This window comes from Streptomyces adelaidensis, from assembly GCF_016598475.1.
Taxonomy (GTDB): Bacteria; Actinomycetota; Actinomycetes; order Streptomycetales; family Streptomycetaceae; genus Streptomyces; species Streptomyces adelaidensis.
In genome coordinates, this window is record NZ_JAEMUX010000104.1 from 1 (window position 1) to 26,499 (window position 26,499).

A 26,499-nucleotide genomic window follows, 5' to 3' on the forward strand; every position below is an offset into this window, starting at 1 on the left:
TAAGGCCGGTGCGATCGCGAAGGCCATCTCCTTCGCGGGCAAGGCGGGGCGGATCGTCGACCCGATGACGTACATCGCCAAGGGCATCGGCGGAACGGCCGTCAAGATCAGCGACGTCATGGCCGGCCTGCGGGGGATCACCGACGGCACCCGTATCAAGCTGGGCGAGGGCACGTACCAGATCGCCGACTCGCCGAACCTGGCGGACGAACTGCCCGCCGGCCTCACTCCCGAGACCTCCGTCCGCTTCGAGACCCCCAAGGGTGAGGTCGTCTACCTCGACACCAAGACGCTGGTGATGCATAACGCGGACGGCACGGTGCGGGAGTCTTTGGACGGGATTCGGCACGAGGCGACCGCGGGGGAACGGGCGGGGGAGGGTGCGGAGCGGCGCGAGGAGCCCGCGGGTGCCTCGGGCGTGCGGGAGCCGGCGGGGGTTGGCGCGGGGACGCGAGTGGGGGACGGGGCGGGTGCCGGAGGCCGGGGAGCCGACACCGTTGCGGCGGGCGGAGGCCGGGGTGGCGATGGTGGTCTGCAGTCTCGGACGGGTGGCTCGGGTGTCTCGGGCCTACCGGACGATCTGGGGCGGGCTGGTGGTGACACGGCCGGTGACGCGGCTGGGCTCGGCGACGAGGCGGCCGCTTCGGGGGGCCGGACGGACGAAGGCAGCGGTCAGGGAGGCGATGGTGGGGAGCCGGAGGCAGGGCGTTCCGGTCAGGCCGACGCGCGAGCCGTCATGCAGCGACATCTGGATCTCGCCAACAACGATGCACGCTGGTTCAAGGACCATTACCGGTCCAACGGCTACCGCAGGTCCGCCTCGGTGGAGGTGTTCGGACAGCGTCTGCCCATTCTCGTCCGGGACCCTGCCGATGCCACCAAGTGGATATCCAAGAGCGACCTGCCACCCGCGATCCAGGCCAAGTACATGGACCCCAACCCGCACGGGAAGGGAATTCGGACGGATGTCGAAAGCGGTGTGCTGAAGCGTCTCGACGAATGGGCGATTACGCGTCGAGATGCCATCAGGGCCGACACGGCGGCGGAGAAGGCGCTGGCCCGGGCCGAGAAGGAGTACTTGGCCAACCGGACGGCCGGGACGGAGGCGGCGATGGACGCCGCCGAGGCCGCGCACTCCCCGTTGCACGGCGACATGCTCAAGCAGAGCGAACTGTTCGGTGAGCGGGTCGCGGAGCATCACGCCATACCCGAGCGCTACCCAGGCGCGAAGCGGGTGGACGACGGGGCCTTCGGGAACAACCGGTTCGACCAGATCTATGAGAAGCCGGACGGCGGTTATGCCGTAGTCGAGGCCAAGGGGTCGGGCACCGCCAGGATCGGCGAGCGGACGAGTCATCTGGGTAATCGTGTCCAGCAAGGGACCCGGGAATACTTCGAAACCATCCTGAAGGAAATGGACAAGCGGGCCGACAGAATGAAGGACAGTGCCGAGGCGGACCTTGCGAGCAAGCTGCGAGTGGCCCTCGCTACAGGGAAGGTCGACTACGTCCTGGTCAAGGCGGACGCCATGCCGAACGGCAAATATGCTGGTTATGAGATGCGGCAGTTCAACATCGGCAAACTCGGGAGCAACTGATGGTCGTACGTGTGCCACGGGACGAGGAGCCTTCGCCCGGGGATCCGACGAGCTTCATCGAGTCGGCCGACCGGCGCTTGCTCGACGAGATCGAGGTCCTCTCGGAGCATCCCGAGATGTTCGGCCTGATCTTCAGCAGTGCTTTGAGCAAGGCGCTGCTGCACTGCCTCCACGACGCCACCGCCGACAGGTCCGAGACCTGGGAAGCCTGGGTGGCGGCGATGCAGGTCGGCTCTGCGCTGTTCGCGGCGGCTACGACGGACCAGGAGTCGGTGGAGTGCCGGATCGCGCACAAGACGCGTACGATCCAGGCCACCGGCGCCCAGCACTTCACCGACGCGGGTAACTGGATCACCGCGTTCTGGCTGGCGATCGCCTGCCGCGACCAGGACCGCATGACGCAGCTGTCCGCCGTACCGGTCGATCTGCTGCGTGGTTCCGGGGCGGTGTACGACGAGTACATCTACGACTGGGTCGACGCTTTGCAGGCGTACTGGATGGAACGTCCAGGGCTCGGCGAGAAGTTCACCGCGGCCTTTCAGGGCACCGACCCGGACCGGCTCAGGGTTGCCGATCGTGAGCTGATGCTGAAGGTGCTCTATCCGCCGCTCAACCTGTTTCTGCAGTTCCTCAAGCGGGACGAGGAGCAGTTCAACGCAGGTCTCGTCGAGGCGCTCCGGCTCCACAAGGAGTACTGGACCGCGGACGAGGATCGCCAGCACAGCACGGACGGTGCCGTCGCCCTCGGCCCCCTCGCCGTGGCATGCCTCGCCTACGACGTGGGCATGCCCATCAATGTCGAGTCCGAGTACCTGCCCAAGCATCTGCTGGAGCGGTCCTGGGTGGGCGAGTTCGAGACGTGAGGGCGTACGAGGCGCTGCGGGCGGCCCCTCACATGGCCGTTGCCCTGCGGTACCAGGCCAGCCGGTGCAGGTCAGCGATATCCGTTGTTTTTTCGGCGATTACTACGGGGACCCCGAGCTGACCGAGCGAGATGCGCGGCCCCGCACCCGACGTCACGGATACGGGGCCGCACCCACTGTCAGTCCGCGACCGGAGCTGCCTCCACCACCTCGCTACCACCCCGTGCCTGCTGCAACGTCTCCGCGATCGCCGCGAACTCCTCCAGCGCGGCCTGCAGATCCTCGACGATCTCGGCGGCCAGCACCTCGGGCGCGGGCAGGTTGTCGGCGTCGTCGAGGCTGGGGTCACGGAGCCAGGTGATGTCGAGGTTCGCCTTGTCGCGGGCGACCAGTTCCTCGTACGTGTAGGCCTTGAAGCGCTCGGTCTCGACGCGCTTGGAGCGGTCCTCGTCGGGGCGGTAGCACTGCACGAAGTCCTCAAGGTGAGCCCGGGTGAGGGGAGTCTGCTTGAGGGTGAAGTGCTGGGCCGTACGGAAGTCGTAGACCCAGAGCTTCTCGGTCCACGGCTGGTTGGGGCGGGCCGGCTTGCGCTCGAAGAACAGGACGTTGGCCTTGACGCCGCCCGCGTAGAAGATGCCGGTGGGCAGGCGCAGCAGCGTGTGGACGTCGTACTCGTTCAGCAGCCGCCGCCGGATGGTCTCACCGGCACCGCCCTCGAAGAGCACGTTGTCGGGTACGACGACGGCGGCCCGGCCGTGGATCTCCAGCAGCGAGGCGATGTGCTGGACGAAGTTGAGCTGCTTGTTGGTCGTGGTGACCCAGAAGTCGCGCCGCTCGTAGGCGATGGCCTCGCGGGCGGCGGACCCGTCGTCACCGTAGACGGTGATGGACGACTTCTTGCCGAACGGCGGGTTGGCGAGGACCAGGCTCGCGCGCTTGTCGGGCGGGGCGGCGAGGGCGTCCTTGGTGCGGACGAGGGCGGGTCCGGTGGGCTGACCGATGCCGTGGAGGAAGAGGTTCATCGCGGCGAGACGGGCGGTGTTGCGCACCAGCTCGGTGCCCCAGATCCCGCCGCTGCTGAGGTGCTTGCGCTGCTCGGGGGTGAGCTGGTTGCCGTACTCCTGGAGGATGTACTCGGCAGCGGCCAGCAGGAAGCCGGCGGTACCGCAAGCGGGGTCCGTGATGGTGTCGTCGGGGGTCGGACGGACACAGTCGATGATGGCCTGGATCAGCGGACGGGGCGTGAAGTACTGACCGGCGCCCGACTTGACGTCCTCGGCCCCCCGGGACAGCAGTTCCTCGTAGGCATCACCCTTGATGTCGGTCTTCTGACCGGACCAGTTCTCCTTGTCGATCAGATCCTTCACCAGGCGCTTGAGCTTGGCGGGGTCGTGGATACGGTTACGGGCCCCGTTGAAGATGAGGTGGAAGGTGGTGCCGGAGCGCTGGGCGCCGAGGTCTTCGAGGAGTTCGGCATAGGCGGTTTCGAGGGCGGCACCATCGTTCTTCAGCAGCTCGGGCCAACCACGGTTCTCCCACACCGACCCCTCGGGCATGATCTGCTCGCGGAACATGGGCGGACGCGTCTGCGCCTCGTGCGCCATCTTCAGGAACACGAGAAGCGTCAACTGCTCGACGTAGTCGATGGTGGAGACGCCGTCGTCCCGCAGGACATGGCAGTAACTCCAGAGCTTATCGACGAGCCTACGGGCCTCGGTCGTGGTCACGAGGGGATCTCCAGGTCAAGGGTGGGCTGAGTGGCAGTGGCGAGGGCGGGGACGTCGGTCGGGGGCGGCGGGGGCGCGTCCAGTGCCGGTGTGGCGTGCGGGGCGCGCTTTCGCTGAGCGGGGGTCCGGCGAGGGCTTCGGCGGCGGGAGTTGGTCGCCCCAGCTGCCTCACGCTCGGCGCGGATGCGGGCTAGCAGCGCGTCGGCGGGCTCGTCGGAGGGGTCCTGGGAGACCAGACGGCCAGCAAAGGCCTTAATCAGGATGGAACGACGGAGAGCGCCACCCTTCAACGAAGCGTCTTTGACTGCGCTTGTAAGACGCCGAACTGATTCGTCGATCTCATCTAGTGCAGCAGTCAGTAAACGCTGCTGTTCGAGGGGAGGCAAAGGAATTGGCAGCAATCCCAACTTCTTCAGGTTGAGGTTGTACTGCCCTGCCGTTGAAGCAGCTGCGGCCTCAATCAGCCGACGCCACGGCCGGGTAGACAGAATTTTGGCAACCCAATTCGGATAGGCATCTTCCGTCTTGATTCTGAAGCGAATCAAGTACGAAGCAAAGGCATAGTCAGTATCCTCGCTCGATACCGCCACCCGTCCGATCAGATCTCTACTTCCGTTCGTACGAACAACGAGCAAATCGCCAGCTCTCACCTTGTGCGCGTCAAGATTGAGGTCTGCGTCCACAGCATATTTGAGGTCGGCACTGTTGATGACCCCACCCTGAATGTTCGGGATACGCAAAACTGCGGTACCGGCACCGTCGTAATCGCACTTGGTGGACGTTCCATAACCCGATGAGTGTGAGATATCACTGAGCCGAACTATCCGCCATCCTTCTGCGAGCTCCTGCTCAACCGTGTGCGGGGACGGCACAACCTCAAGTTCGCGACTCGCCTTGTACGCAAGCAACTTCCTGCGCACCTCGGCTGCGTTGCCCTCAGCTGCGCCAAGCCGCGACAGCTGCTCTTCGAGCGCTGCAACTATGCGCCGTTGCTCTTCCAGCGGAGGCACTCGCACGGGCAAGCGCTTCAGCTGTTGCTGCGGCAGGTGTTTGATCGTGCTCCCTGTCGCGAACTTGCTGAATCCGCCTGTCACATGCAGGTATTCGAGGTAGTAGCGGAAGTACAATGAGCTGATTCCACCGAGCGGCCGGACCCGGTGCAAGGCCTTCTGAAAAGCCAGGTAACCGGTGCCATCACCATTAAATACCGCACATCGCCCGACCTCGCCTCCTTCACAAACCAAGAGGTCTCCCTTACGCACTCGGAAGAATTCCTGCTGTTCCGGCGGGATCGACATGGCCAGTATGTCTTCCATGTCGATTCGACCCCATTGCACATTAACGTTTCGCAGATACGAGACCGGGTGCTCTCCCCCCTTCTTACGGTCGAGCATTTTCCCGAGCGTCGAGTCGGCGACATCACTAAGCGCCGCCCAAGCCCACCCCTCCGGCAGCCCCGAAGAAATCCCGCCCTCACTCACGCACCCAACTCCCGTCCCAGCTCACTCAAAATCTCAGCCCCCCGATCCGCCCCGAATTCCCGAAGGAACCCGTCCACGCCCCCACGCTCGATGAAGGGTACGTCCTTCAAATGCTCGGGCTCGATCGCCGCATCCGTGGCGATCACGTCGACCATCCGGTCCAGCCACCACACCTGGTCCGCCGTGAAAGCAGCCCCCGCCTGCTCCTGCCGGACCTGCCACGCCGCGTACCGTTCCTCCACCAGCGTCCGGTACGGCCGTACCTCCTGATCCAGCCCCAGCTCGAAGCGCAGCAGCCCCACCAGATCGACCACGCCCGCCGCCCCCCTCGGATGCCGAGCCGCCTTGCCCAGCTGCACGTACGCGTCGTACAGCCGTGCCGGGGTCCACTGGAACGGAGGGCGCTCGATCTTGCGCGCAAGGTCCCGCAGCCGCCGGTAGACCTCCTTCGGATCACGCCGCTCGCTGAACGCGATGTTGAACGCGGCGATCTCGTCCCGGTTGTCCTTGAGGTACTGCTGCCAGGAGGTCACGCGCCGGATCGCCAGTTCGTCCGCCGTGATGCCGCGCGCTTCCTTCACCTCGTCGACGCTGACCTCGTCTATGACGATGTCGTGAGCGCGACGCATCGACATCAGCCGATCCCGCAGCTCACGGTTCGAGGCGATCGGCTTCAGAGCTTCCAGCATGTCCTGCCGGACCTGCTCCTGCCCGCCGATCCGCCGGGCCCGCTCCTGCTGGTCGGGGTCCACGGACCGCACCAGACCGCCCACGATCTCCTGGAGCGGCTGGCCGGCGAGTTCCTCGACCTCCTCGCGCTCCTCGGGTGTGAGCTGCCTGTCAAGGCGCGCCAGACGACCCGCCAGAGTCGCGACCTCGTCCTCCGTCATCGCCAGCCCGGCCGTATTGGCCATCAGCCGTTCCAGCGGGATCTTCCGCTCGGAGAGCCGGTTGAGCGGGCGCGCGTCCACGCGCGGGGAGTCCGTGACACCGACCGCGTCGACGATCACGAACCGTTCCTTGACCTCGGCGTCGGGCGTGACCGCCTGGAACTCGGCCGGGTCCACGGTCCGCGAACCCCGCCCCTTCATCTGCTCGAAGTACGCCCAGCTCTTGACGTCCCGCAGGAAGAAGACACACTCCAGCGGCGGGATGTCGGTCCCCGTGGCGATCATGTCCACGGTCACGGCGACCCGCAGCTCGGGGCTGTTCCGGAACGCCTTGATCAGCTCGGCGGGCCGCGTCGCCGCGTGCGTGATCTTCATGCAGAAGTCGTCGCTCTCGCCGAACACCTGCCGCACCATCTGCACGATCTCGTCGGCGTGGTTGTCGTCCACGGCGAAGATCAGCGTCTTGGGCACATGTGTACGCGCCCGCTGAACCTCCCCCTCCCCCACCGGCGGGAAGATGTCCGTGAACAGGTGCTGCCGGAACGTTTCGATGACGAGCTTGAGCTGCCCCTTGCTGATGACCTGGCGGCCCAGCTGGGCCGCCTTCCACTCCAGGTCCTCCTCCAGCTCCTGGTACCGCTCCCGCCGGGTCTTGCGCTCCCGCATCGGCACGACCGTCTCGGCGGGGATCGTGCCGCCGTTCTCGCCCAGCTCCGTACGGATGCGGAAGACGTCGAAGTCGACGTTGACGCCGTCCGCGACGGCCTGCTCGTACGGGTACTCGCTGACCAGGTTCTGGAAGAAGAACCCGAAGGTCTGGGCGACGGGCGTGGCGGTCAGGCCGACCAGGTGCGCGTCGAAGTACTCCAGAACCGCCCGCCACTTGCCGTAGATGGAGCGGTGGCACTCGTCGACAACGATGAGGTCGAACGACTCCGGCGGCAGCGCCGCGTTGTAGCCGACCTCCACCGGCTCGTCGACGAGGTCGTACCGGTCGAGGGCCTCGGTGTTGTCGTCCGCGCTCGGCACCGCCTGTCCGGTCAGCGCCATCCACAGCCGCTGCACGGTCGACACCACCACATGCGCCGAGCCCAGAACGGTGTCCCCGGCCATGCGCTGGACGACGTACAGCTCGGTGAACTTGCGGCCGTCGTCCGGGGTGTCGTAGTTCTCGAACTCGGTGGCGGCCTGGGTACCCAGGTTGTTGCGGTCGACGAGGAACAGCACGCGCTTGGCGCCCGCGTGCTTGAGGAGCCGGTAGCTCTCGCTGACCACCGTGTACGTCTTGCCGGCGCCGGTCGCCATCTGGATCAGGGCGCGCGGGTCGTCCTTGGCGAGGGAGCGCTCCAGACCGGTGATCGCCTTCTCCTGCGCCGGGCGCAGCGGTTCCGGGTCGAGGAACGTCTGCGGCAGGCGGCGCATCCGGGCACGCAGGGTCGGCGCCGTGGGGTCGGCCTCGGCCTCCTCGGTCCAGCGGGCGATCGTCTCCGGCTGGTGCACGGCGAAGATCTCACGCGTGCGGGGGGACGGGTCGAGCGCGTTGTGGAAACGGACGGTGTTGCCGTCGGCCACGTACCGGAAGGGCAGGCTGGCACGCCAGGCGCTCAGTTGCTGGCTGCGGGTCAGCCCGGTGGCGTAGCGCGCGGCCTGCCGCATGGCGGCCTCCAGGTCGGCGCCCTCCCGCTTGGCCTCTATGACCCCGACCAGGCGCTGGTCGACGTAGAGAAGGTAGTCGGCGCGGCCGACGGCGGTGGAGACCTCACGGACGGCGACACCCCGACCCGCGAAGAGGTTCTTGGCGCTGTCGTCCTGGACAGCCCAACCCGCCTTGTCAAGAATGCGGTCCAGTTCGTCACGGACCTGCGCCTCACTCCTCGGCGGACGGGCCGCCTTCTGGGCGTAGGCGATGAACTCGTCGCGCTGCGAGGCACCGCCCAGCGGCCGGGCGGCGGTACGCGAGTCCAGCGCCGGAGCCGTCAACTCCGTGATCTTCTCGCTCAGTTCGGCGATCACGTCATGCAGAGCGGCTCTCTCCGCCTCGGCGCGGGCCAGCTCCGCCTCCGCCTGCTCGCGGGCGGCCTGTTCACGCTCCAGCCGGTTCTGCTTGCCGTCGTAGCGGAGCCGGGCCTCCTCCAGCTTGCGCCGGTACGCGTCGAGTTCCGTACGGAGCTGCTCCAGCTCCTGGGCGTCGGCGGCCGTCTCCGGGGCGGGGGAGGCCGACGGGGGCGCGGGGGCCAGGAAGACGCGGTGCGTGGTGTCGGTCTGGTCGAGGGAGCGGTGCAGCCAGTCACCGAGCCGGAAACAGGCCTCCACCGCCTGAAGCGCGGCGCGCACGTTGGCGTAGTACTCGTGGACCGCGCGGTTGCCCGTCGTCCGGATCCCCTCGAACCACGCACCCACCTGGGGGACGAGAACCCCCGCCCTGGTCAGGGCGTTGATGCGGTCGACCTGCCTGGTGCCGGGAACGGTGACATTGACCAGGGTGACCAGGTGCTTGGCCATGATCTCGCCGAACAGACGGGCCTTCACCATGGCCGCGTGCGGATCGGTGTGGACGTACGACTCCGCCGCGCAACCGAGCGTCACCAGTAAAGGCTCGTGCCCGATCAGGTGGCCGAAGTTGGACGAGCCCGCGGCCAGCCGTCTGACCTGCTCGTCGTCGCCACCAGCCGGGTTCCCCGCCGTTCCGATCGCCATGTATTCCCCACGTCTCCGCGTTCATGCCATGAGCAAAGCCTTACAGGCTCACATGAACACTCAAGAAGCACAAGGGAATTACGCGAAGGAATGCGGGCCGCACGAAACGCAGCGGGTGAACACGAGAGCAGGGAGCGGCGATCCCATGGGACCACCGCTCCCCACGACACCCCTCAGGTCGTGGACCGCCGTCTACGAGCCCCCGGCCGCCGCTCACTCGGCCGAGTGACCGGATCCCCGGCCTCCACCGCGGCGGCCCGCCGCCGGAGGCCGAACTCCGCCAGCGCCTCCGCCAGCTTGTGCACGGACGGCTCCGGAGCCATCACATCCACCCGAAGCCCATGCTCCTCGGCGGTCTTGGCCGTGGCGGGCCCGATACAGGCGATCACGGTCACGTTGTGCGGCTTCCCGGCGATACCCACCAGGTTCCGCACGGTGGAAGACGACGTGAACAGCACCGCGTCGAACCCACCGCCCTTGATCGCCTCCCGGGTCTCGGCCGGCGGCGGCGAAGCCCGCACGGTCCGATAGGCGGTGACGTCGTCGACCTCCCACCCGAGCTCGATCAGCCCGGCGACCAGCGTCTCCGTGGCGATGTCGGCGCGCGGCAGGAACACCCGGTCGATCGGATCGAAAACCGGATCGTACGGAGGCCAGTCCTCCAGCAGCCCCGCGGCCGACTGCTCACCGCTCGGCACCAGATCCGGCTTCACGCCGAACGCGACCAACGCCTTGGCCGTCTGCTCCCCGACCGCCGCGACCTTGATCCCGGCGAAGGCGCGCGCGTCGAGCCCGTACTCCTCGAACTTCTCCCGCACCGCCTTGACGGCGTTCACCGACGTGAAGGCGATCCACTCGTAGCGGCCCGTCACGAGCCCCTTGACGGCCCGCTCCATCTGCTGCGGCGTCCGCGGCGGTTCGACGGCGATCGTCGGCACCTCGTGCGGTACGGCCCCGTACGAGCGCAGTTGGTCGGAGAGCGAGGCGGCCTGCTCCTTCGTACGCGGCACGAGGACCCGCCAGCCGAACAGCGGCTTGTTCTCGAACCACGACAGCTGATGGCGCTGGGCCGCGGCGGAACGCTCACCGACCACGGCTATCACCGGCCGGCCGCCCTCCGGGGAGGGCAGCACCTTGGCCTGCTTCAGCGTCGGGGCGATGGTGCCGAGGGTCGCGCTCCAGGTGCGCTGCCGGGTCGTCGTACCGGCGACCGTCACGGTCATCGGCGTATCGGGTTTGCGCCCGGCGGCGACCAGCTCGCCGGCGGCCGCGGCCACGGTCTCCAGCGTCGCCGAGACCACGACGGTCCCGTCGGACGCCCCGACCTCGGCCCAGCACCGGTCCGAGGCCGTGCGCGCGTCGACGAACCGCACATCGGCGCCCTGCGCGTCCCGCAGCGGCACACCGGCGTACGCGGGCACGCCCACGGCCGTCGCCACACCGGGCACGACCTCGAAGGGCACCCCCGCGGCGACGCACGCCAGCATCTCCTCGGTGGCGTACGTGTCGAGTCCGGGGTCCCCGGACACCGCACGCACGACCCGCTTGCCGCCCCGCGCGGCCTCCATGACAAGATGTGCGGCATCCCGCACAGCGGGTGCACCAACGGTTGTTGACGCGCCGTCAACAACTGTCAGCTGAGGCGTGCCTGTACTCAAAAGCCTCTCCGCGGAAGAGGCCGAGGACGCCGAGGTCGGTGCCGACGGTGGGCCCGGGTCGGTGTCCAGCAGGATGACGCCCGCACGGGCGTGCGTACGCACCACGTCGAGCACGTCGTGCTCGGCGATGAGAACGTCCGCGTGTCCCAGCGCCTCGACGGCGCGCAGTGTCAGCAGTCCCGGATCCCCGGGTCCGGCACCGAGGAAGGTGACGTGACCGTGGTCCGGACCGGCGGGAAGGGTGGTGGGGCTCAATGTGCTCGCTCCCCCATCAGACCGGCCGCGCCCTTGGCGAGCATCTCGGCGGCGAGTTCACGGCCGAGCGCCATTGCTTGGTCGTACGTCTCGGGCACGGGACCGGTGGTGGACAGCTGCACCAGCGTCGAGCCGTCGGTCGTGCCGACGACGCCGCGCAGGCGCATCTCCTTGACAGTCTGCCCGTCGGCCAGGAGGTCGGCGAACGCACCCACAGGTGCGCTGCAACCGGCCTCCAGGGCGGCGAGCAGGGATCGCTCGGCGGTCACGGCGACCCGCGTGAACGGGTCGTCGAGCTCAGCGAGCGCGGCGATCAGCGACGCGTTGTCCGCGGCGCATTCGATCGCGAGGGCCCCCTGGCCGGGGGCGGGCAAAACCGTGTCGACCGAGAGGAAGTCGGTCACCTCGTCGATGCGCCCGATCCGGTTCAGTCCGGCGGCGGCCAGCACGACGGCGTCCAGCTCACCCTTCCGCACGTATCCGATCCGGGTGTCGACGTTCCCGCGGATCGGCACCGTCTCGATCGTCAGCCCGTGGCCGCGCGCGTACGCGTTCAGCTGGGCCATCCGCCGCGGCGAACCGGTCCCGACGCGCGTGCCCTCCGGCAGCCCCGTGAAGGTCAGCCCGTCCCGGGCGACCAGCACGTCCCGCGCGTCCTCGCGCACCGGCACGGCGGCCAGCGCCAGGTCGGCCGGCTGCGCGGTGGGCAGGTCCTTCAGGGAGTGCACGGCGAAGTCGACCTCGTCGCGCAGCAGCGCCTCGCGCAGCGCGGTCACGAAGACACCCGTGCCGCCGATCTGCGCCAGTTGCTCGCGGGAGACGTCGCCGTACGTCGTGATCTCCACGAGTTCCACGGGCCGTCCGGTCAGCCGGCGGACGATGTCCGCCACCTGCCCGGACTGGGCCATGGCGAGTTTGCTCCGCCTGGTCCCCAGCCGCAGCGTCCCGTCCGCTCGCCGGCGGGGCGACTCGGCCTGTGCCGATCGCCCCTCCGGCTCACGTGCCTGCTCACTCATGATCGCCCTCGGTTCTCGGCGTTCTGCTCGATGTGCTTGTCGATGTCTGTGTCGACGTGTCGATGTGCTTGTCGACGTGCTTGTCGCTGTCATCGGCCCGGGACACGGCGGCGACCGTCTCCTGGTCCAGGTCGAACAGGGTCCGCAGCGCGTCCGCGTACCCGGCACCGCCGGGCTCGGCCGCGAGTTGCTTGACCCGTACGGTCGGCGCGTGCAGCAGCTTGTCGACGACGCGCCGCACGGTCTGGGTGATCTCGCCGCGGTGCCTGTCGTCGAGGCCCGGCAGCCGGCCCTCCAGGCGCGCGATCTCGTTCGCGACGACATCCGCGGCCATGGCGCGCAGCGCCACGACGGTGGGCGTGATGTGCGCGGCCCGCTGAGCGGCGCCGAAGGCGGCCACCTCGTCGGAAACGATCCTTCGCACCATGTCGACGTCGGCGGCCATCGGTGCGTCGGCCGAGACCTCGGCGAGCGACTCGATGTCCACCAGGCGTACGCCCGCCAGCCGGTGCGCGGCCGCGTCGATGTCCCGGGGCATCGCCAGGTCCAGCAGCGCCAGCACGGGCGCGGGCCGGGGCACCTCGACGACCGGCTCGGGCCTGCGCAGCTCGGTGATCCGCCCGGTGACGGCCACAGTCGCGACGAGCGCGGCGATCAGCCCGGCATCGACGACCGGCGTACGAAGACTCTCGCGCTTCGGCGTACGGCGGCCCGTGCGCCGGTCCACGGTGGCGTTGTCCACCCAGGCCGCGTGCTGCTCCAGCGTGGCCGCGTCCATCCCGGCCACCGCGGCCTCCCCGAGCACGGAGAAGCCGCCGCCCTGGACGGCGGGGAGGTCGAGGGGACAGTCGTCGTCGCTGCCGACGGACGTGGGCGGCAGGACCGTCCGCACCTCGGCCCGGGCCTCCGTACGGCTCTCCGGTCCGGCGGGGGCGCCCTGGGGCACCCGGCCCTCGACCGCCGCCGCGACCATCTCGGCGCTCAGCACCAGGCCGGTGGCGCCGGTACAGGAGACGACGACATCGGCACGTGTCAGCTCGGCCGGCACCGATTCCATCGGTACCGCGCGGGCCAGCACGTCCGTTCCGCCCTGCCCGGTAAGACTTTGCCCGTATTGCTCCGCGAGGAGCGCGGCGAGCCGCTCGGCCCGGTCGGGCGTCCGGTTGGCGATCACGATCTCGCCCACGCCCGCGCGCGCGAGCGTCGCGGCGGCCAGCGAGGACATCGACCCGGCGCCGATCACGACGGCCCGCTTGCCCTCGGCCCAGCTCTCCACGTCCCGGCCGGCGGTGAACTGCTCGAGCCCGAAGGTCACCAGCGACTGGCCGGCCCGGTCGATGCCGGTCTCGGAGTGCGCCCGTTTACCGACCCGCAGGCCCTGCTGGAACAGGTCGTTCAGCAGCCGGCCGGCGCTGTGCAGCTCCTGCGCCCGGGCCAGCGAGTCCTTGATCTGCCCGAGGATCTGCCCCTCGCCGACAACCATGGAGTCGAGCCCGCAGGCCACCGAGAACAGATGGTGGACGGCCCGGTCCTCGAAGTGCACGTACAGATAAGGGGTCAGCTCGTCGAGCCCCACCTCGCCGTGCTGGGCGAGCAGCGTGGACAGCTCGGCCACGCCCGCGTGGAACTTGTCCACGTCCGCGTACAGCTCGATGCGGTTACAGGTGGCGAGCACCGCGGCCTCGGCGACCGGCTCGGCGGCGACCGTGTCCTGAAGCAACTTGATCTGCGCTTCCAGGGACAGCGCGGCCCGCTCCAGCACACTCACCGGAGCGCTGCGATGGCTCAGCCCGACGACCAGGAGACTCATGCCGGCATCACGGCGGGGACATCCCCGTCGGGCCCTTTCCGGGACGCCTTCGGAGCCAGCGGTACGGCCCCGGCATCGGCCGCGGCCCCCTCGCCGGCCTTGCGCTGCTCGTGGAAGGCGAGAATCTGCAGCTCGATCGAGAGATCCACCTTGCGCACATCGACACCGTCCGGCACGGAAAGCACGGTGGGCGCGAAGTTCAGAATGGACGTGATCCCGGCGGCGACCAGTCGGTCGCACACCGGCTGAGCGGCACCGGCGGGAGTGGCGATGACGCCGATCGACACGCCGTTGTCCTCGATGATCTTTTCCAGCTGGTCCGAGTGCTGCACCGGAATACCCGCGACCGGCTTCCCCGCCATCGCCGGATCGGCGTCGATCAGCGCCGCCACCCGGAATCCACGCGACGCGAAACCGCCGTAATTGGCCAGCGCGGCGCCGAGGTTACCGATTCCGACGATCACGACCGGCCAGTCCTGGGTCAGCCCCAGCTCACGCGAGATCTGATAGACGAGATACTCGACGTCGTACCCCACACCCCGCGTCCCGTAGGAGCCCAGGTAGGAGAAGTCCTTGCGCAGCTTCGCGGAGTTGACCCCCGCGGCGGCCGCCAGTTCCTCGGATGAAACGGTGGGTACCGAGCGCTCCGACAGCGCGGTCAGGGCACGGAGGTACAGCGGAAGCCTGGCGACGGTGGCCTCGGGAATCCCTCGGCTACGGGTCGCCGGTCGGTGAGTTCGGCCAGTTGCCACGGTGCTCCTGCGGGTAGAGCGGGGCTGCGGGCGGTCATGCGTCCCCAGACCGCCCCGTCGACAGCAGGCTATGTCTTTGTGAACGCGTGCACAAAGATGGTGTCCGATTTGCCCGGCCAACGTGACCGGGGTCACGCACGCTCGACGCATACGTATGGAACCGGCACACACGTGCCTTCGTTCCACATCGGACGCCTTGCACGACGGGGGCAAAACCGCACACTCTCCTCACGAATCCCGCCCCCCGAGACCAACCAGCCCATCGATCCTAAGCGACCTTTGCGACCACTTGGACTGGTCGGTCAGGACACATCTATGCGAGGGCTTTGCGAAGGCGCTCCTCATTCACGCGCCAGAAGGTGTGCTGAGCGCCGTCCACGAGCACCACTGGGATCTGCTCCCAGTACTGCCGGTGGAGTTCCGCGTCCTCGGTGATGTCCTTCTTCTCCCAGGGAACGCCCAGCTCACCGCAGACCTTCTCGATCACCGCCTGTGCGTCATCACACAGATGACATCCCGGCTTTCCGATCAGTGTGACGATCCGCTCACGTGAATTACGCGACGTCCGCCGAAACATGGCACTCATGCCGGCCATTGTCGCCCCGCGCCCCCATACGCACCTCTCCTTCACCACGGAGCGCACGACCTGCCCTTTTCCCGACCGGTTTCCCCTCCTTCCGCTTGCGGACACGCCGGTGGGACCACTTCTTTAACGACACGGTCGCGGAGAGTTCACAGCCCGCAAACGTCTCGGCTCCGGAAGGACCGAACAGACTGGCTATGCTCACGGCATGGCCGCTCTCGGATGGCTCACTCCCCGTAGGCGTTCCGCCACGGCGCGGAGCGTTTTGGCAGGCGAGGCCTCTGCGGAGGCAGCGCGCAAGTCCTCCCAGGAGCTGGAGGACCTCGCCCCCGCGCCCGCCGCCCCTGCCGAGGAACCGCAGTTCCCGGTTCTCGGCGACGACAAGGCCGCCGCCTTCTTCGACCTCGACAACACCGTCATGCAGGGCGCCTCCCTCTTCCACTTCGGCCGGGGCCTGTACAAGCGGAAGTTCTTCGAGACCCGCGACCTCGCCCGGTTCGCCTGGCAGCAGGCCTGGTTCAGGCTGGCGGGCTCCGAGGACCCCGAGCACATGCAGGACGCCCAGAACTCCGCGCTCTCCATCGTCCAGGGCCACCGCGTCGCCGAACTGACGATCATCGGCGAGGAGATCTACGACGAGTACATGGCCGAGCGCATCTGGCCGGGCACCCGCGCCCTGGCCCAGGCCCACCTCGACGCCGGCCAGAAGGTCTGGCTCGTCACGGCCGCGCCCGTGGAGATCGCCCAGGTGATCGCCCGCCGCCTCGGCCTGACCGGCGCCCTGGGCACGGTGGCCGAGTCCGTCGACGGCGTCTACACGGGCAAGCTGGTCGGCGAGCCGCTGCACGGCCCGGCGAAGGCCGAAGCCGTACGCGCCCTGGCCGCGGCGGAAGGCCTCGACCTCTCCCGCTGCGCCGCCTACAGCGACTCCCACAACGACATCCCGATGCTCTCGCTCGTCGGGCACCCCTACGCCATCAACCCCGACGCCAAACTCCGCAGACACGCCCGCGACATGGACTGGCGCCTGCGTGACTACCGCACCGCCCGCAAGGCCGCCAAGGTCGGCCTTCCCGCGGCGGCGGGCGTGGGCGCGGTGGCCGGCGGCACGGCGGCCGCGATCGCACTGCACCGCCGCCGACGCTGACGCTGACTGAACTGTCTGTCGTTTTTCGAACGCCGGAGGGGCTGGAAGACCAGCCCCTCCGGCGTTCGCGCGTTCCGGGGCGAAGGGCCCTGGCCCGCATTCCAGCCGTCCTACCCCCACACCGCCCCCCTCAGTCCCGCCATCCGCACCCGACCACAACACGCCCCACACCCAGACGGAAGAGGAATCCAAACGATCAATATCGGGTCACGGAGCGGGACTTGAGTAGCCGTCAATCAGTCACAGAAGCGACGTAATCGATGATTTGAGCAACTGGGTGTAGCAGGGCCTGTACGAAGCGTTATTCTCCTCAAACGCAAACCGGTACCCCTTCCGTCGCTACGACGGGTGAAAGGTCCCGCACTGCACGTGATGGAAGCTCTGCCTCTGGGAGTCCCGTGTACCCACACGTCGGGGTTGACGCCTCGGGCCTGGCTACGCTGCGCGCGACGGTCAACCACCTGTTGCGCGGCTTCGTCCCCACCGCGTACGCCGTCCCCACCCTCGCCGCCTCCGCCGCGCCCGTCGGCCCGTGCTACGCACTGGCCGACGGCAGCGCGGCGGTGAGCAGACGAGGCCGTTCGGGATCCACCGCCACCGCCACTACCACCCGCCGTCCAGCAGCGGACAGCGACAGCGCCCGCATGATGGACCTAGTCGAACGCGCACAGGCCGGCGAAGCCGACGCGTTCGGTCGCCTGTACGACCAGTACAGCGACACCGTCTACCGCTACATCTACTACCGCGTCGGCGGCAAGGCGACCGCCGAGGACCTCACCAGTGAGACGTTCCTGCGCGCCCTGCGCCGTATCGGCACGTTCACCTGGCAGGGCCGCGACTTCGGCGCCTGGCTGGTCACCATCGCCCGCAACCTGGTCGCCGACCACTTCAAGTCCAGCCGTTTCCGCCTCGAAGTCACCACCGGCGAGATGCTCGACGCCAACGAGGTCGCGCGCTCCCCCGAGGACTCCGTCCTGGAGTCCCTTTCCAACGCCGCCCTCCTCGAAGCCGTACGCCGCCTCAACCCCCAGCAGCAGGAGTGCGTCACGCTCCGCTTCCTCCAGGGCCTCTCCGTCGCCGAGACCGCCCGCGTCATGGGCAAGAACGAGGGCGCGATCAAGACCCTCCAGTACCGCGCGGTCCGCACCCTCGCCCGCCTCCTGCCGGACGACGCCCGCTGAGCCGCACCCGGCAGCACCCGGGCCGCCCACCGGCCACCCACGCTCGGCGACCCTCAACTCACCCTCCGTCGAAGTCGGTTGACTTCCTGGCCCGATCATCCGCCGTCCGTAACCCAAGTGCCGCGCCACTCGTTGTGCGGGATACAGGCTCCCTGTGGTCACGCCCTGACCGACACCGATCACTCGATCGTGTGGATTGGTCGGGGACGTGCAACCCTCAGGACCCCCTGGGGAGTCGACCGTCATGACGAGAGGAGGTGCCGCCAGTGATCGCGAACGTATCGGCGCACCGGCGGGCGAACGCCTTCGCGCAGGCCCTGGAGGAGCTGTCCGACCGGGGCACGGCGGCCGAGCAGCCCGAAGGATCGGCACCGGCACCGGCAGCTGCGGAACAGACCGACCAGGGCCGCCTGTTGACCCTGGTGACCGGTCTCGACGAGCTGCCCAAGCCGGAGCTCGACCCCGAGGTCAAGGTCGTCCAGCGCGCCCAACTGGTGGCCGCGATGGAAGCCATGCTGCGGGACGGCACGCTCCCGGTGCGCGAGGCAGCGGACCCTTCGGTGCCCGAGCAGCGATCGGGCAAGGCGCGAGGCGCTCACCGGGCGAGCCCGCTGGGCAAGTGGCGACCACGTTCACGCCTGACGAAGGGGCTCGCCGCAGGCGGGCTCAGCGTCGGTGTGGCCGCGGGCGCCTTCGGCGGGGTGGCCGCCGCAAGCTCGGACGCCCTGCCGGGTGACTCGCTCTACGGCCTCAAGCGCGGCATCGAGGACGTGAAGCTCACCCTGACCGACGACAGCGACGACCGCGGGCGGCTCTACCTGGACCAGGCGTCCACCCGGCTCAGCGAGGCCCGCCGGCTCATGGAGCGCGGCCGCAGCGGACAGCTCGACCACGAGTCCCTCGGCGAGATCCGCCGCACCCTCACCGGGATGCGGCACGACGCCTCCGAGGGCCACCGCCTGCTGCACGAGGCCTTCGAGCGAGATCCCAAGTCCCTGGGCCCCATCCAGGCCCTGTCAGCCTTCTCCCGGTCCCACCGGGAGGCGTGGGGAGCACTCCGCGACCGGCTGCCCGTGCAGCTCGGGGACGTGAGCCAACAGGTCTCGTCGGTCTTCGACGCCATAGACGACGAGGTCGCCCCGCTCCAGTCGCTGCTGCCGAAGCCACCCACCCAGGGCGGCGACGACAGGCAGCACTTCACGGGCTCCGGTGCCCCCGGCTCCACGGACCCCGGCCGCCGCCCCGCCCCGAGCACCACCAGCGGCTCCGCGAGCGACAGCCAGGACAGCGACAGCAAGCCCAAGCCGTCCACCTCGGACAGCAGCGGCGAAGGCCTCGTGGGCGGCACCACCGGCGGCCTCCTCGACCCGCCCCCGGACGACACCACCAGCACCTCCCCGCCCACCGGCAGGAGCACCCCCGCCGAAGAGCCCGACGTCACCGTCCCACCCCTCCTACCCGGCCTCCTGCCCGGCCTCGGCATCAACGACGAGGACACGAACTAGCCCCGAACGACCGATGGGGGCGCCCTTCTCAGGAAGGACGCCCCCATCGTCGTACGCGAAAACGCTTAGAAGAACACCGACCGCCGCTGCACCAGCAACTTGTACAGCGTGTGCTGGATCTGCTCCCGCACCTGATCCGTCAGGTTGAACATCAGCATCGGATCCTCGGCGGCCTCCGGCGGGTAGCCGTCCGTCGGGATGGGCTCGCCGAACTGGATGGTCCACTTGGTGGGGAGGGGGACGGCGCCGAGGGGGCCGAGCCAGGGGAAGGTCGGGGTGATCGGGAAGTACGGGAAGCCGAGGAGACGGGCCACCGTCTTGGAGTTCCCGATCATCGGGTAGATCTCCTCCGCACCCACGATCGAACACGGGATGATCGGCGTACCGGCACGCAGGGCCGTCGAGACGAAGCCGCCGCGGCCGAAGCGCTGCAGCTTGTAGCGGTCCCCGAAGGGCTTGCCGAGACCCTTGAAGCCCTCCGGCATGACCCCGACCAGCTCGCCCTGCTGAAGCAGCCGGGAGGCGTCCTCCGCACAGGCCAGCGTGTGTCCGAGCTTGCGGGCCAGCTCGTTGACCACCGGCAGCATGAAGACCAGGTCCGCCGCGAGCAGCCGCAGATGGCGCCCGGTGGGGTGGTTGTCATGGACGGCGACCTGCGTCATCAGGCCGTCCAGCGGCAGCGTCCCGGAGTGGTTGGAGACGATCAGGGCGCCACCGTCCGTCGGGATGTTCTCGATGCCCTTCACCTCGACCCGGAAGTACCTCTCGTACACCGGCCGCAGCAGGGACATCAGCACCTGGTCGGTGAGCTCGGCGTCGTAGCCGAAGTCATCGACCTCGTAGTCACCCGTGAGCCGCTTGCGCAGGAAGGCGAGACCGCCCGCGATCCGTCGCTCCAGGCCGCCACTGTCCTGCGCCTCGGCGGCCCCCTGGGGCGGCTCCGGCTTCTCCCGTGTCACAGGGACATCATCCGTGCTGGTCGGCCGTCCGGGGAGGGGCTGGACCCCACCGGTCTCCCGGGCACCGTGGACGTCTCGTACGACCGCGGGCTCGCCCTTGCGCCGGCTTCCCGCGCCCCGGCGGCGCGGCGGGCGCTGCACGGCGCCCCCGCGGGTCCGGTCGTCGTCGAACGGAATGACCTTGGCATCCGCCATCGTTGATGCGCTCCTCAGTTGGCGCTCTGCGTCGGGGGTTGGCCATCGCCCGGTACGGGCAATGCGGGCACGGGCAAGGCGGCGATCCGGTCGATGGCCCCGGCCAGGGCCTCCGGAGGCAGAAGTCCGGGGCCCCTGCTGCGCGCGAAGTCCGCGAAGGTCTCCGCGGTCGTGAACCTGGCGCGGTAGCCCAGCGTGTCGCGCATCTGGTTGGTCGACACGACCCGGCCGTGGGTCAGCAACCGCAGCTGCTCTGGCGAGAAGTCCGTCACGCCGAGCGTGCGGACCATCGAACCGAGCCAGCTGACGGCCGGCATCAGCAGCGGCACGGTCGGCCGGCCCAGGCGCCGCGCGCACTGCGAGAGCAGCAGGACGCCGTCGCCCGCGATGTTGAACGTGCCGCTGTTGAGGGTGCCCCGCTGCGGCTCGTGCGAGGCGATCCGCAGCACCTCGATGACATCGTCCTCGTGCACGAACTGCAGCCGCGGGTCGTAGCCCAGCACGGTCGGCAGTACCGGCAGCGAGAAGTACGAGGCGAGCGGCGAATCGGCGCTCGGGCCGAGGATGTTGGCGAACCGCAGCACGCACACGGCCACATCGGGCCTGCGCCGCGCGAAGCCGCGCACATAGCCCTCAACCTCGACGGTGTCCTTGGCGAAGCCGCCGCTGGGCAGGGACTTGGGTGGCGTGGTCTCGGTGAACACGGCCGGGTCGCGCGGCGCGGACCCGTACACGTTCGTACTGGACTTCACGACCAGCCGCTTGACCGACGGGGACTTCTGACAGGCACCGAGCAACTGCATGGTGCCGATGACGTTGGTCTCCTTCAGCGTGGCCCGGCCGCCGCTGCCCAACGGGGTGCCCGTGACGTCCATGTGCACCACGGTGTCGACGCTGTGCTCGGCCAGCACACGGGCGATGGCGGGGTGGCGGATGTCCGCCTGCACGAAGTCCGCGCCGCCCAGATGATGTCCCGGCGGCACCGCGTCGACCGCGATGACCCGGTCGACCTGCGGGTCACGCTGGATCCGTCGCACGAACCGGCCCCCCAGCTGACGGGCCACCCCGGTCACGAGCACGACCTTCCCCAAGATCAGCGCCTTCCTTCCAGACGTCGGCTCACATAGGCGTAACTCTGCTCGTACTCTGCCGCGTTCCCCGTGTGCGGCCACGTTAGCGGGTCGATGTTGCGCTGTGATGACCGCCCGACGCACGAAGTGACGCCGCCCGCGGACATACGCCCAGCCAGGCCAGGCCCGGTCCGGACGTACGCACACGGTACGGCGATTCGAACCGCGACCCCGCCAACGACCGGCAATGACTGCCGATTGCCGGTGAAAAAACACCGCGGCCCCCCACCGGTCTCGGTGGGGGGCCGCGGCGACGCGCTCTCAACATCTCTCGCACAAGCGAGCAAGGCGACGGCTCCCGTACGTGACGGGGGCCGGCCAGGACCCCTTTTCAGGGGCCGGACCGCCTTACTTCTTGTTGCGACGCTGAACGCGGGTGCGCTTGAGCAGCTTGCGGTGCTTCTTCTTCGCCATCCGCTTGCGCCGCTTCTTGATAACAGAGCCCACGACTACCCTCGCTCACTTCTCATCACTCGGTGCTGGGCGCCATGGGCCCATACGACCTACGAGGGGCTAGCCTACCCGCCCGAGCGCTGAGGTCGTAATCGAGGCGGAGCCGGGGGTATCCCGGAGACCCGCAAGGCCTCCGGGAGCCCCTCGGCCCCGGTGGCCGTCAGGCCGTTTCCACCCCCACATAGCTCTCGCGGAGGTACTCGTGAACCGCTTGCTCCGGCACCCGGAAGGACCTTCCCACCCGGATCGCCGGCAGATGACCGCTGTGCACCAATCGGTACACGGTCATCTTCGACACTCGCATCACCGAGGCGACTTCCGCCACGGTAAGGAACTGAACCTCGTTCAGAGGCCTCTCGCCAGCTGCAGCCATGACACACCTGAACCTTCCGCGCTCGACGGCCACCGGCTTCCCCTTCCGGTGACTCTTCGTCGCTGCGTGCTCACTCCCCAATGTAGGGGCGGGTGATGCGAGTGGGGAAGAGGGGATGCCATCGGCGCCCTACTGTGACAGACACGCCCGATTGAGTACGTAGCGGGTCAGCGGTCGGTAGTAATCAGACCGCACACCGTCATCAAGTGGAACGGCGACGGACACCCGCCCCTCCGCCTCCCCCACGAAGAGCGCCGGATCGTCCGTATCGGCCAGCCCGATCGCCTCGAACCCCAGCTGACCTGCACCGCAGACCCATCCGTGGTCCCCCACCACAAGTTCCGGGAGCGGCCCACCGCGCTCCGCCGCAGCCGCCAGAACCGTCCGAACCGGGAGCGGTGAATGCGTGTGCACGCCGGTCGCACAACCGGGGCGCAAGCCGGTCGCCTCGCGGACGAGCGCGACGCCTCGTACGTAGTCAAGGTTGTACGTGCGTAGACCGAACCGGGTCGTTATGTCGACTCGTCTACCCCCCGCAGGGGTGAGAACCTCACACCCCACCGCCGACAACGCGTCCGCCAAGGCGCCGTAGAAGCCGATCAGCCGTTGCGGATGACCGGTCCCGAAGAGCACCGCTCCGCCACTGCGAGCTACCGCCCCGACCCGGTCGGCGAACCGGTCCAGCGCCCCCATCGTCCGCTCCGGATCAATGACGTCCTGCCCGGAAGTCCACCCAGGATCGGCCGAAACGCCACACCGCTCCGCCATCAGCCCGAGCACATCCCGCTGCCGCCACGGCATTTCCGGATCAAGTCCGATCAAAAACCGAGGATCCCGAGCAGCGAACAACCGATAACTCCGCAACCCGGCTTCCCGAGACGTCGCAACCCGCCCAGCCAGCCCACTGTCCACGAGATGCGCCCGCAACTCCCCACCACTCACCACGCCCTCGATCCTGACGCACCCCCCCAACCCCCCACCCCCAAATCGCTGGCGGACCACACAGTTGGCGTAAGGCAGCCCTCTTTGGCATTTCAGGGGCGCGGGGAACTGCGCGACAAGCCCCGACGCACCCGCAGCCAAAGAACCGGGGTAGAAGGGGCAGCGCCCCTGGGGACGGGACGGGTAAGGGCGGCGAGGGCGACAAAACCCCTACGGCAACAACCCCCGCAACGGAAACACCGCCCGCCGCGCAGCCAACACCGCCTGGTCCAACCGATCCGCAGGGTCATACCCCGCCTCCCACCCCACCCACCCGACAGGCCACCGCCCATCAGTCATCCGCACCGGCGCCAACATCCGCGTACGAGCGAACACCTCTTGCCGCCACCCCTCAGGAATCACCGCCTCCGGCGCGATCTCCCGCCCCGCCGCCACCGCCACCAGATGCGTCCACGACCGCGGCACCACATCCACCACCGCGTACCCACCCCCACCGAGCGCCACCCAGCGCCCCTCCGCATGCTCATGCGCCAGCTCATGCAGAGCCACCTGAACCGCCCGCTGCGCGTCCAACGACACCGCCAGATGCGCGAGCGGATCCTCGAAGTGCGTATCGGCCCCGTGCTGCGTCACCAGCACCTGCGGCCGGAACTCCGCCAGCACCTCCGGCACCACCGCGTGAAACGCCCGCAACCACCCCGCGTCCCCGGTACCCGCCGGCAACGCCACATTCACGGCCGCCCCCTCCCCGGCGGCGGCCCCCGTCTCCTCCGGCCACCCCGTCTGCGGGAACAGCGTCCGAGGATGCTCGTGCAACGAGATCGTCAGCACCCGCGGGTCCTCCCAGAACGCCGCCTGCACCCCGTCCCCGTGATGCACATCGACATCCACATAGGCGACCCGCTCGGCCCCCAGCTCCAGCAACCGCGCAATGGCGAGCGAGGCGTCGTTGTAGATACAGAACCCCGACGCGCCCCCGGGCATCGCATGATGCAGCCCGCCCGCGAAGTTCACCGCGTGCAGCACGTCCCCCCGCCACACGGCCTCCGCCGCCCCCACCGACTGCCCGGCGATCAGGGCGGACACCTCATGCATCCCGGCGAAAGCGGGATCGTCCACAGTCCCCAACCCGTACGCCCCATCGGCACCCGCGGGATCGGCGGACGCGGCCTTGACCGCCGCCACATAGTCCTCGCGGTGCACGAGCCGCAGCGTCGACTCCCCGGCGGGCTTCGCCGAGACGACGTCCATCTCCTGGTCGAGCCCGAAGGCACTCACCAGGCTCCGGGTCAACGCCAGCCGGACCGGATCCATCGGATGGTCCGGCCCGAAGTCATAGCCCGTTACTGCCTCGTCCCACATCAGCTGTGCGCGGCCGCTCATGCCCGCCACCGTATCGGTCCGGTTCAGCATCGAACGAGCGGGCGTACACCAACGTCACCAGCACCAACACCATGGGGACGAGCATTGCCCCGCGGTAGCTCCAGAGGTCCCCCAAAGCCCCCACCAAGGGAGAACCGATCAAAAAACCGACATAGTTGAAGATGTTCAGCCGAGCGACGGCCGCGTCCGAAGCCCCCGGGAACAGCCGCCCCGCCGCCGCGAACGTCTGCGGCACCAGCACACACAGCCCGAGCCCCAGCAGCGTGAACCCGAGCATCCCCACCCAGGCCCCCGGCGCCCCCGCCACCACCGCGAACCCGACCGCCGCCACCACGGCCCCCGCCCGTACGACCGCCGCCGCGCCGAACCGCCGCACCCCGAAGTCCCCGAGGGCCCGCCCGATCAGCGTCGTCACCATGTACACGTTGTACGGCACGGTCGCCAACTGCTCACTGCTCCCCAGCACGTCCTGCAGATACTTCGCGCTCCAGTTGGAGACCGTCGAGTCCCCGATGTACGCGAAGCACATCACCAGACAGAGCGGCAACAGCATCTTGAAGGTGACGGACGCACCCGCCCCCACGGCGACGGCGTCCTCCTTCTTCTCCTCGGCAGGCCTTCCGTCGACATACCACCGGCTCCCCACCAGCGCGGCCGGCAACAGCACGACCACCACCGGCAGATACGACACGAGCAGCGCCAGCTCCCAGTGCGCCCCGACCCACGCCAGCGACGCCCCGACTATCCCGCCCAGACTGAACACGGCATGGAAGCCGAGCATGATGCTCCGCCCGTACGACCGCTGCAGACTCACCCCGAGCATGTTCATCGACGCGTCGAGCGCCCCGACCGCCAGCCCGAAGGCGGCCAGCGCGAGCCCGAGCTCGACCGTGTGCTCGCCGGCCCCCACCCCCAGCAGCGCCAGGAGCACGACCGGCTGGGCCCACCGCAGCACCCGACTCGGCGGCACCCGTTTCACGAGCTGCTCGGTGCAGACGCTGCCGACTCCGGCGAGGACCGGCACGGCGGCGAGGAAGAGAGGCAACAGCGCGTCGGAGACCCCGTACCGATCCTGAATGGCCGGAATCCGCGTCACGAGCAGCGCGAAGGCGACACCCTGAGCGAAGAAGCTGAACGCCAACGCGGCCCTACCGCGCCGCAGCACATCTGTCATGGCGGCACAGTAGGGGCCACGACCTACCCGTGGGTAGAGGAAGTTGAATACTGCTCAACTAAGCAGGTCGAGCAGCTCCCCCATGTCCGAGAAGTACCCCCTGGCTCCGGCAAGCTTCTCGGACGGCGTCATCGCCGTGAACCCGTACACATCCATCCCGGCCGCGAGACCCGCCCGCACTCCGAGCGGGCTGTCCTCGACGACAGCGCACCTTTCCGGCACGACGCCCATCCGCTCGGCCGCGTGCAGGAAGAGATCCGGCGCCGGCTTCCCCCGACCCACATCCTGCGAACTGAACACGAGCCCCGCCCCGAACCACCGGTCGAGCCCGGTCTTCCGATGCCCCACCCTGATCCGCTCATGACTGCCGGACGACGCCACGCAGTACGGCACCTCGTCCGCGACCAGCTTCTCCAGCACCGGGACCGCACCCGGCACGGGCTCCAACTCCCGCTCGAACCCGGCGAACACCCGCTGATGGAAGACGTCGTCGAAGTCCCCCGGCAACGTCTCCCCGGTCCGCTCCAGGATGAGCTCATGAATGCGATGCATGGCCGACCCCATGTAGTCGCGGATCGACTCCTCGTAGGAGGTCGGGTGCCCGAGTTCGGTGAGGTACTCGGCGAGGAGCCGATTGGAGATCGGCTCGCTGTCGACGAGAACACCGTCATTGTCGAAGATCACGAGGTCATAGCGCATGACTCGACCCTAAACGCAAAATAGCCCCC

General features: G+C 68.8%; 20 protein-coding genes and 1 pseudogene. 5 read left to right on the forward strand and 16 right to left on the reverse strand.

Translation table 11 applies throughout. The annotated features are described in order from the left end of the window. Together I8N67_RS36120 and I8N67_RS36125 are read left to right on the forward strand one after the other, a co-directional pair. A pseudogene (locus tag I8N67_RS36120) lies at positions 1-1,597 on the forward strand (hypothetical protein); the annotation flags it as partial. Further along, positions 1,597-2,460, forward strand: a complete 864-nt coding sequence (locus I8N67_RS36125) for an immunity 49 family protein (protein WP_200308519.1) — start codon at positions 1,597-1,599, stop codon at positions 2,458-2,460. The pseudogene I8N67_RS36120 and the gene I8N67_RS36125, both read left to right, overlap by 1 nt. A 179-nt stretch (positions 2,461-2,639) precedes the next feature. Here the strand turns inward: I8N67_RS36125 and I8N67_RS36130 are convergent, their stop codons facing one another. The 8 genes from I8N67_RS36130 to I8N67_RS36165 all read right to left on the reverse strand — a co-directional run bounded on the left by I8N67_RS36130 (position 2,640) and on the right by I8N67_RS36165 (position 15,341). Then, positions 2,640-4,187 carry a class I SAM-dependent DNA methyltransferase gene (locus tag I8N67_RS36130; protein ID WP_200308520.1) on the reverse strand — a complete coding sequence of 516 codons (1,548 nt, stop codon included), beginning with the start codon at positions 4,185-4,187 and terminating at the stop codon, positions 2,640-2,642. Further along, complete coding sequence (locus I8N67_RS36135) at positions 4,184-5,668, reverse strand: restriction endonuclease subunit S (protein WP_200308521.1); 1,485 nt, start codon at positions 5,666-5,668, stop codon at positions 4,184-4,186. Before I8N67_RS36135 ends, I8N67_RS36130 begins: the two co-directional genes overlap by 4 nt. After that, complete coding sequence (locus I8N67_RS36140; protein WP_200308522.1) at positions 5,665-9,255, reverse strand: DEAD/DEAH box helicase family protein; 3,591 nt, start codon at positions 9,253-9,255, stop codon at positions 5,665-5,667. The genes I8N67_RS36135 and I8N67_RS36140 overlap by 4 nt, the downstream gene beginning before the upstream one ends. A gap of 173 nt (positions 9,256-9,428) precedes the next feature. Then, positions 9,429-11,168 (reverse strand): bifunctional uroporphyrinogen-III C-methyltransferase/uroporphyrinogen-III synthase, encoded by a 1,740-nt coding sequence (locus I8N67_RS36145; protein ID WP_200308523.1) that lies wholly within the window; start codon positions 11,166-11,168, stop codon positions 9,429-9,431. Then, on the reverse strand, positions 11,165-12,184 hold the full coding sequence (gene hemC, locus I8N67_RS36150; protein ID WP_267912878.1) for a hydroxymethylbilane synthase: 1,020 nt from the start codon (positions 12,182-12,184) through the stop codon (positions 11,165-11,167). The genes I8N67_RS36145 and hemC overlap by 4 nt, the downstream gene beginning before the upstream one ends. Further along, positions 12,177-13,994, reverse strand: a complete 1,818-nt coding sequence (locus tag I8N67_RS36155) for a glutamyl-tRNA reductase (RefSeq protein WP_234046843.1) — start codon at positions 13,992-13,994, stop codon at positions 12,177-12,179. The genes hemC and I8N67_RS36155 overlap by 8 nt, the downstream gene beginning before the upstream one ends. Then, complete coding sequence (locus I8N67_RS36160) at positions 13,991-14,746, reverse strand: redox-sensing transcriptional repressor Rex (RefSeq protein ID WP_200308524.1); 756 nt, start codon at positions 14,744-14,746, stop codon at positions 13,991-13,993. Before I8N67_RS36160 ends, I8N67_RS36155 begins: the two co-directional genes overlap by 4 nt. Before the next feature lie 313 nt (positions 14,747-15,059). Next, entirely contained in the window at positions 15,060-15,341 is a 282-nt protein-coding gene (locus tag I8N67_RS36165; protein WP_200308525.1) for a glutaredoxin family protein, read from the reverse strand. A gap of 196 nt (positions 15,342-15,537) precedes the next feature. Here I8N67_RS36165 and I8N67_RS36170 point away from each other — a divergent pair, with 196 nt between their 5' ends. From I8N67_RS36170 to I8N67_RS36180, 3 genes are all read left to right on the forward strand, one after another. Next, complete coding sequence (locus I8N67_RS36170) at positions 15,538-16,476, forward strand: HAD family hydrolase (RefSeq protein WP_200308526.1); 939 nt, start codon at positions 15,538-15,540, stop codon at positions 16,474-16,476. Between the two features lie 398 nt (positions 16,477-16,874). Further along, positions 16,875-17,657, forward strand: a complete 783-nt coding sequence (locus I8N67_RS36175) for an ECF subfamily RNA polymerase sigma factor, BldN family (RefSeq protein WP_200308527.1) — start codon at positions 16,875-16,877, stop codon at positions 17,655-17,657. A 266-nt stretch (positions 17,658-17,923) separates the two neighbouring features. Further along, complete coding sequence (locus tag I8N67_RS36180; protein ID WP_200308528.1) at positions 17,924-19,162, forward strand: DUF5667 domain-containing protein; 1,239 nt, start codon at positions 17,924-17,926, stop codon at positions 19,160-19,162. Positions 19,163-19,227: 65 nt separating this feature from the next. On the opposite strand, the gene I8N67_RS36185 is transcribed toward I8N67_RS36180, so the two are convergent. From I8N67_RS36185 to I8N67_RS36220, 8 genes are all read right to left on the reverse strand, one after another. Further along, complete coding sequence (locus I8N67_RS36185) at positions 19,228-20,316, reverse strand: lysophospholipid acyltransferase family protein (protein ID WP_200308529.1); 1,089 nt, start codon at positions 20,314-20,316, stop codon at positions 19,228-19,230. A gap of 14 nt (positions 20,317-20,330) precedes the next feature. After that, complete coding sequence (locus I8N67_RS36190) at positions 20,331-21,407, reverse strand: NAD-dependent epimerase/dehydratase family protein (RefSeq protein ID WP_200308530.1); 1,077 nt, start codon at positions 21,405-21,407, stop codon at positions 20,331-20,333. Between the two features lie 387 nt (positions 21,408-21,794). Then, positions 21,795-21,893, reverse strand: coding sequence for a 30S ribosomal protein bS22 (locus I8N67_RS36195; RefSeq protein ID WP_003948845.1), 99 nt, complete (start codon positions 21,891-21,893; stop codon positions 21,795-21,797). Between the two features lie 166 nt (positions 21,894-22,059). After that, entirely contained in the window at positions 22,060-22,272 is a 213-nt protein-coding gene (locus tag I8N67_RS36200; RefSeq protein WP_004984898.1) for a helix-turn-helix domain-containing protein, read from the reverse strand. A 129-nt stretch (positions 22,273-22,401) separates the two neighbouring features. After that, on the reverse strand, positions 22,402-23,217 hold the full coding sequence (locus I8N67_RS36205) for a phosphatase (RefSeq protein ID WP_200308531.1): 816 nt from the start codon (positions 23,215-23,217) through the stop codon (positions 22,402-22,404). A 207-nt stretch (positions 23,218-23,424) separates the two neighbouring features. Next, positions 23,425-24,597 carry an acetoin utilization protein AcuC gene (locus I8N67_RS36210; protein ID WP_200308532.1) on the reverse strand — a complete coding sequence of 391 codons (1,173 nt, stop codon included), beginning with the start codon at positions 24,595-24,597 and terminating at the stop codon, positions 23,425-23,427. Then, complete coding sequence (locus tag I8N67_RS36215) at positions 24,548-25,771, reverse strand: MFS transporter (protein ID WP_200308533.1); 1,224 nt, start codon at positions 25,769-25,771, stop codon at positions 24,548-24,550. The genes I8N67_RS36210 and I8N67_RS36215 overlap by 50 nt, the downstream gene beginning before the upstream one ends. A gap of 54 nt (positions 25,772-25,825) precedes the next feature. After that, positions 25,826-26,470 (reverse strand): HAD family hydrolase, encoded by a 645-nt coding sequence (locus tag I8N67_RS36220; protein WP_200308534.1) that lies wholly within the window; start codon positions 26,468-26,470, stop codon positions 25,826-25,828. Positions 26,471-26,499: the final 29 nt, after the last annotated feature.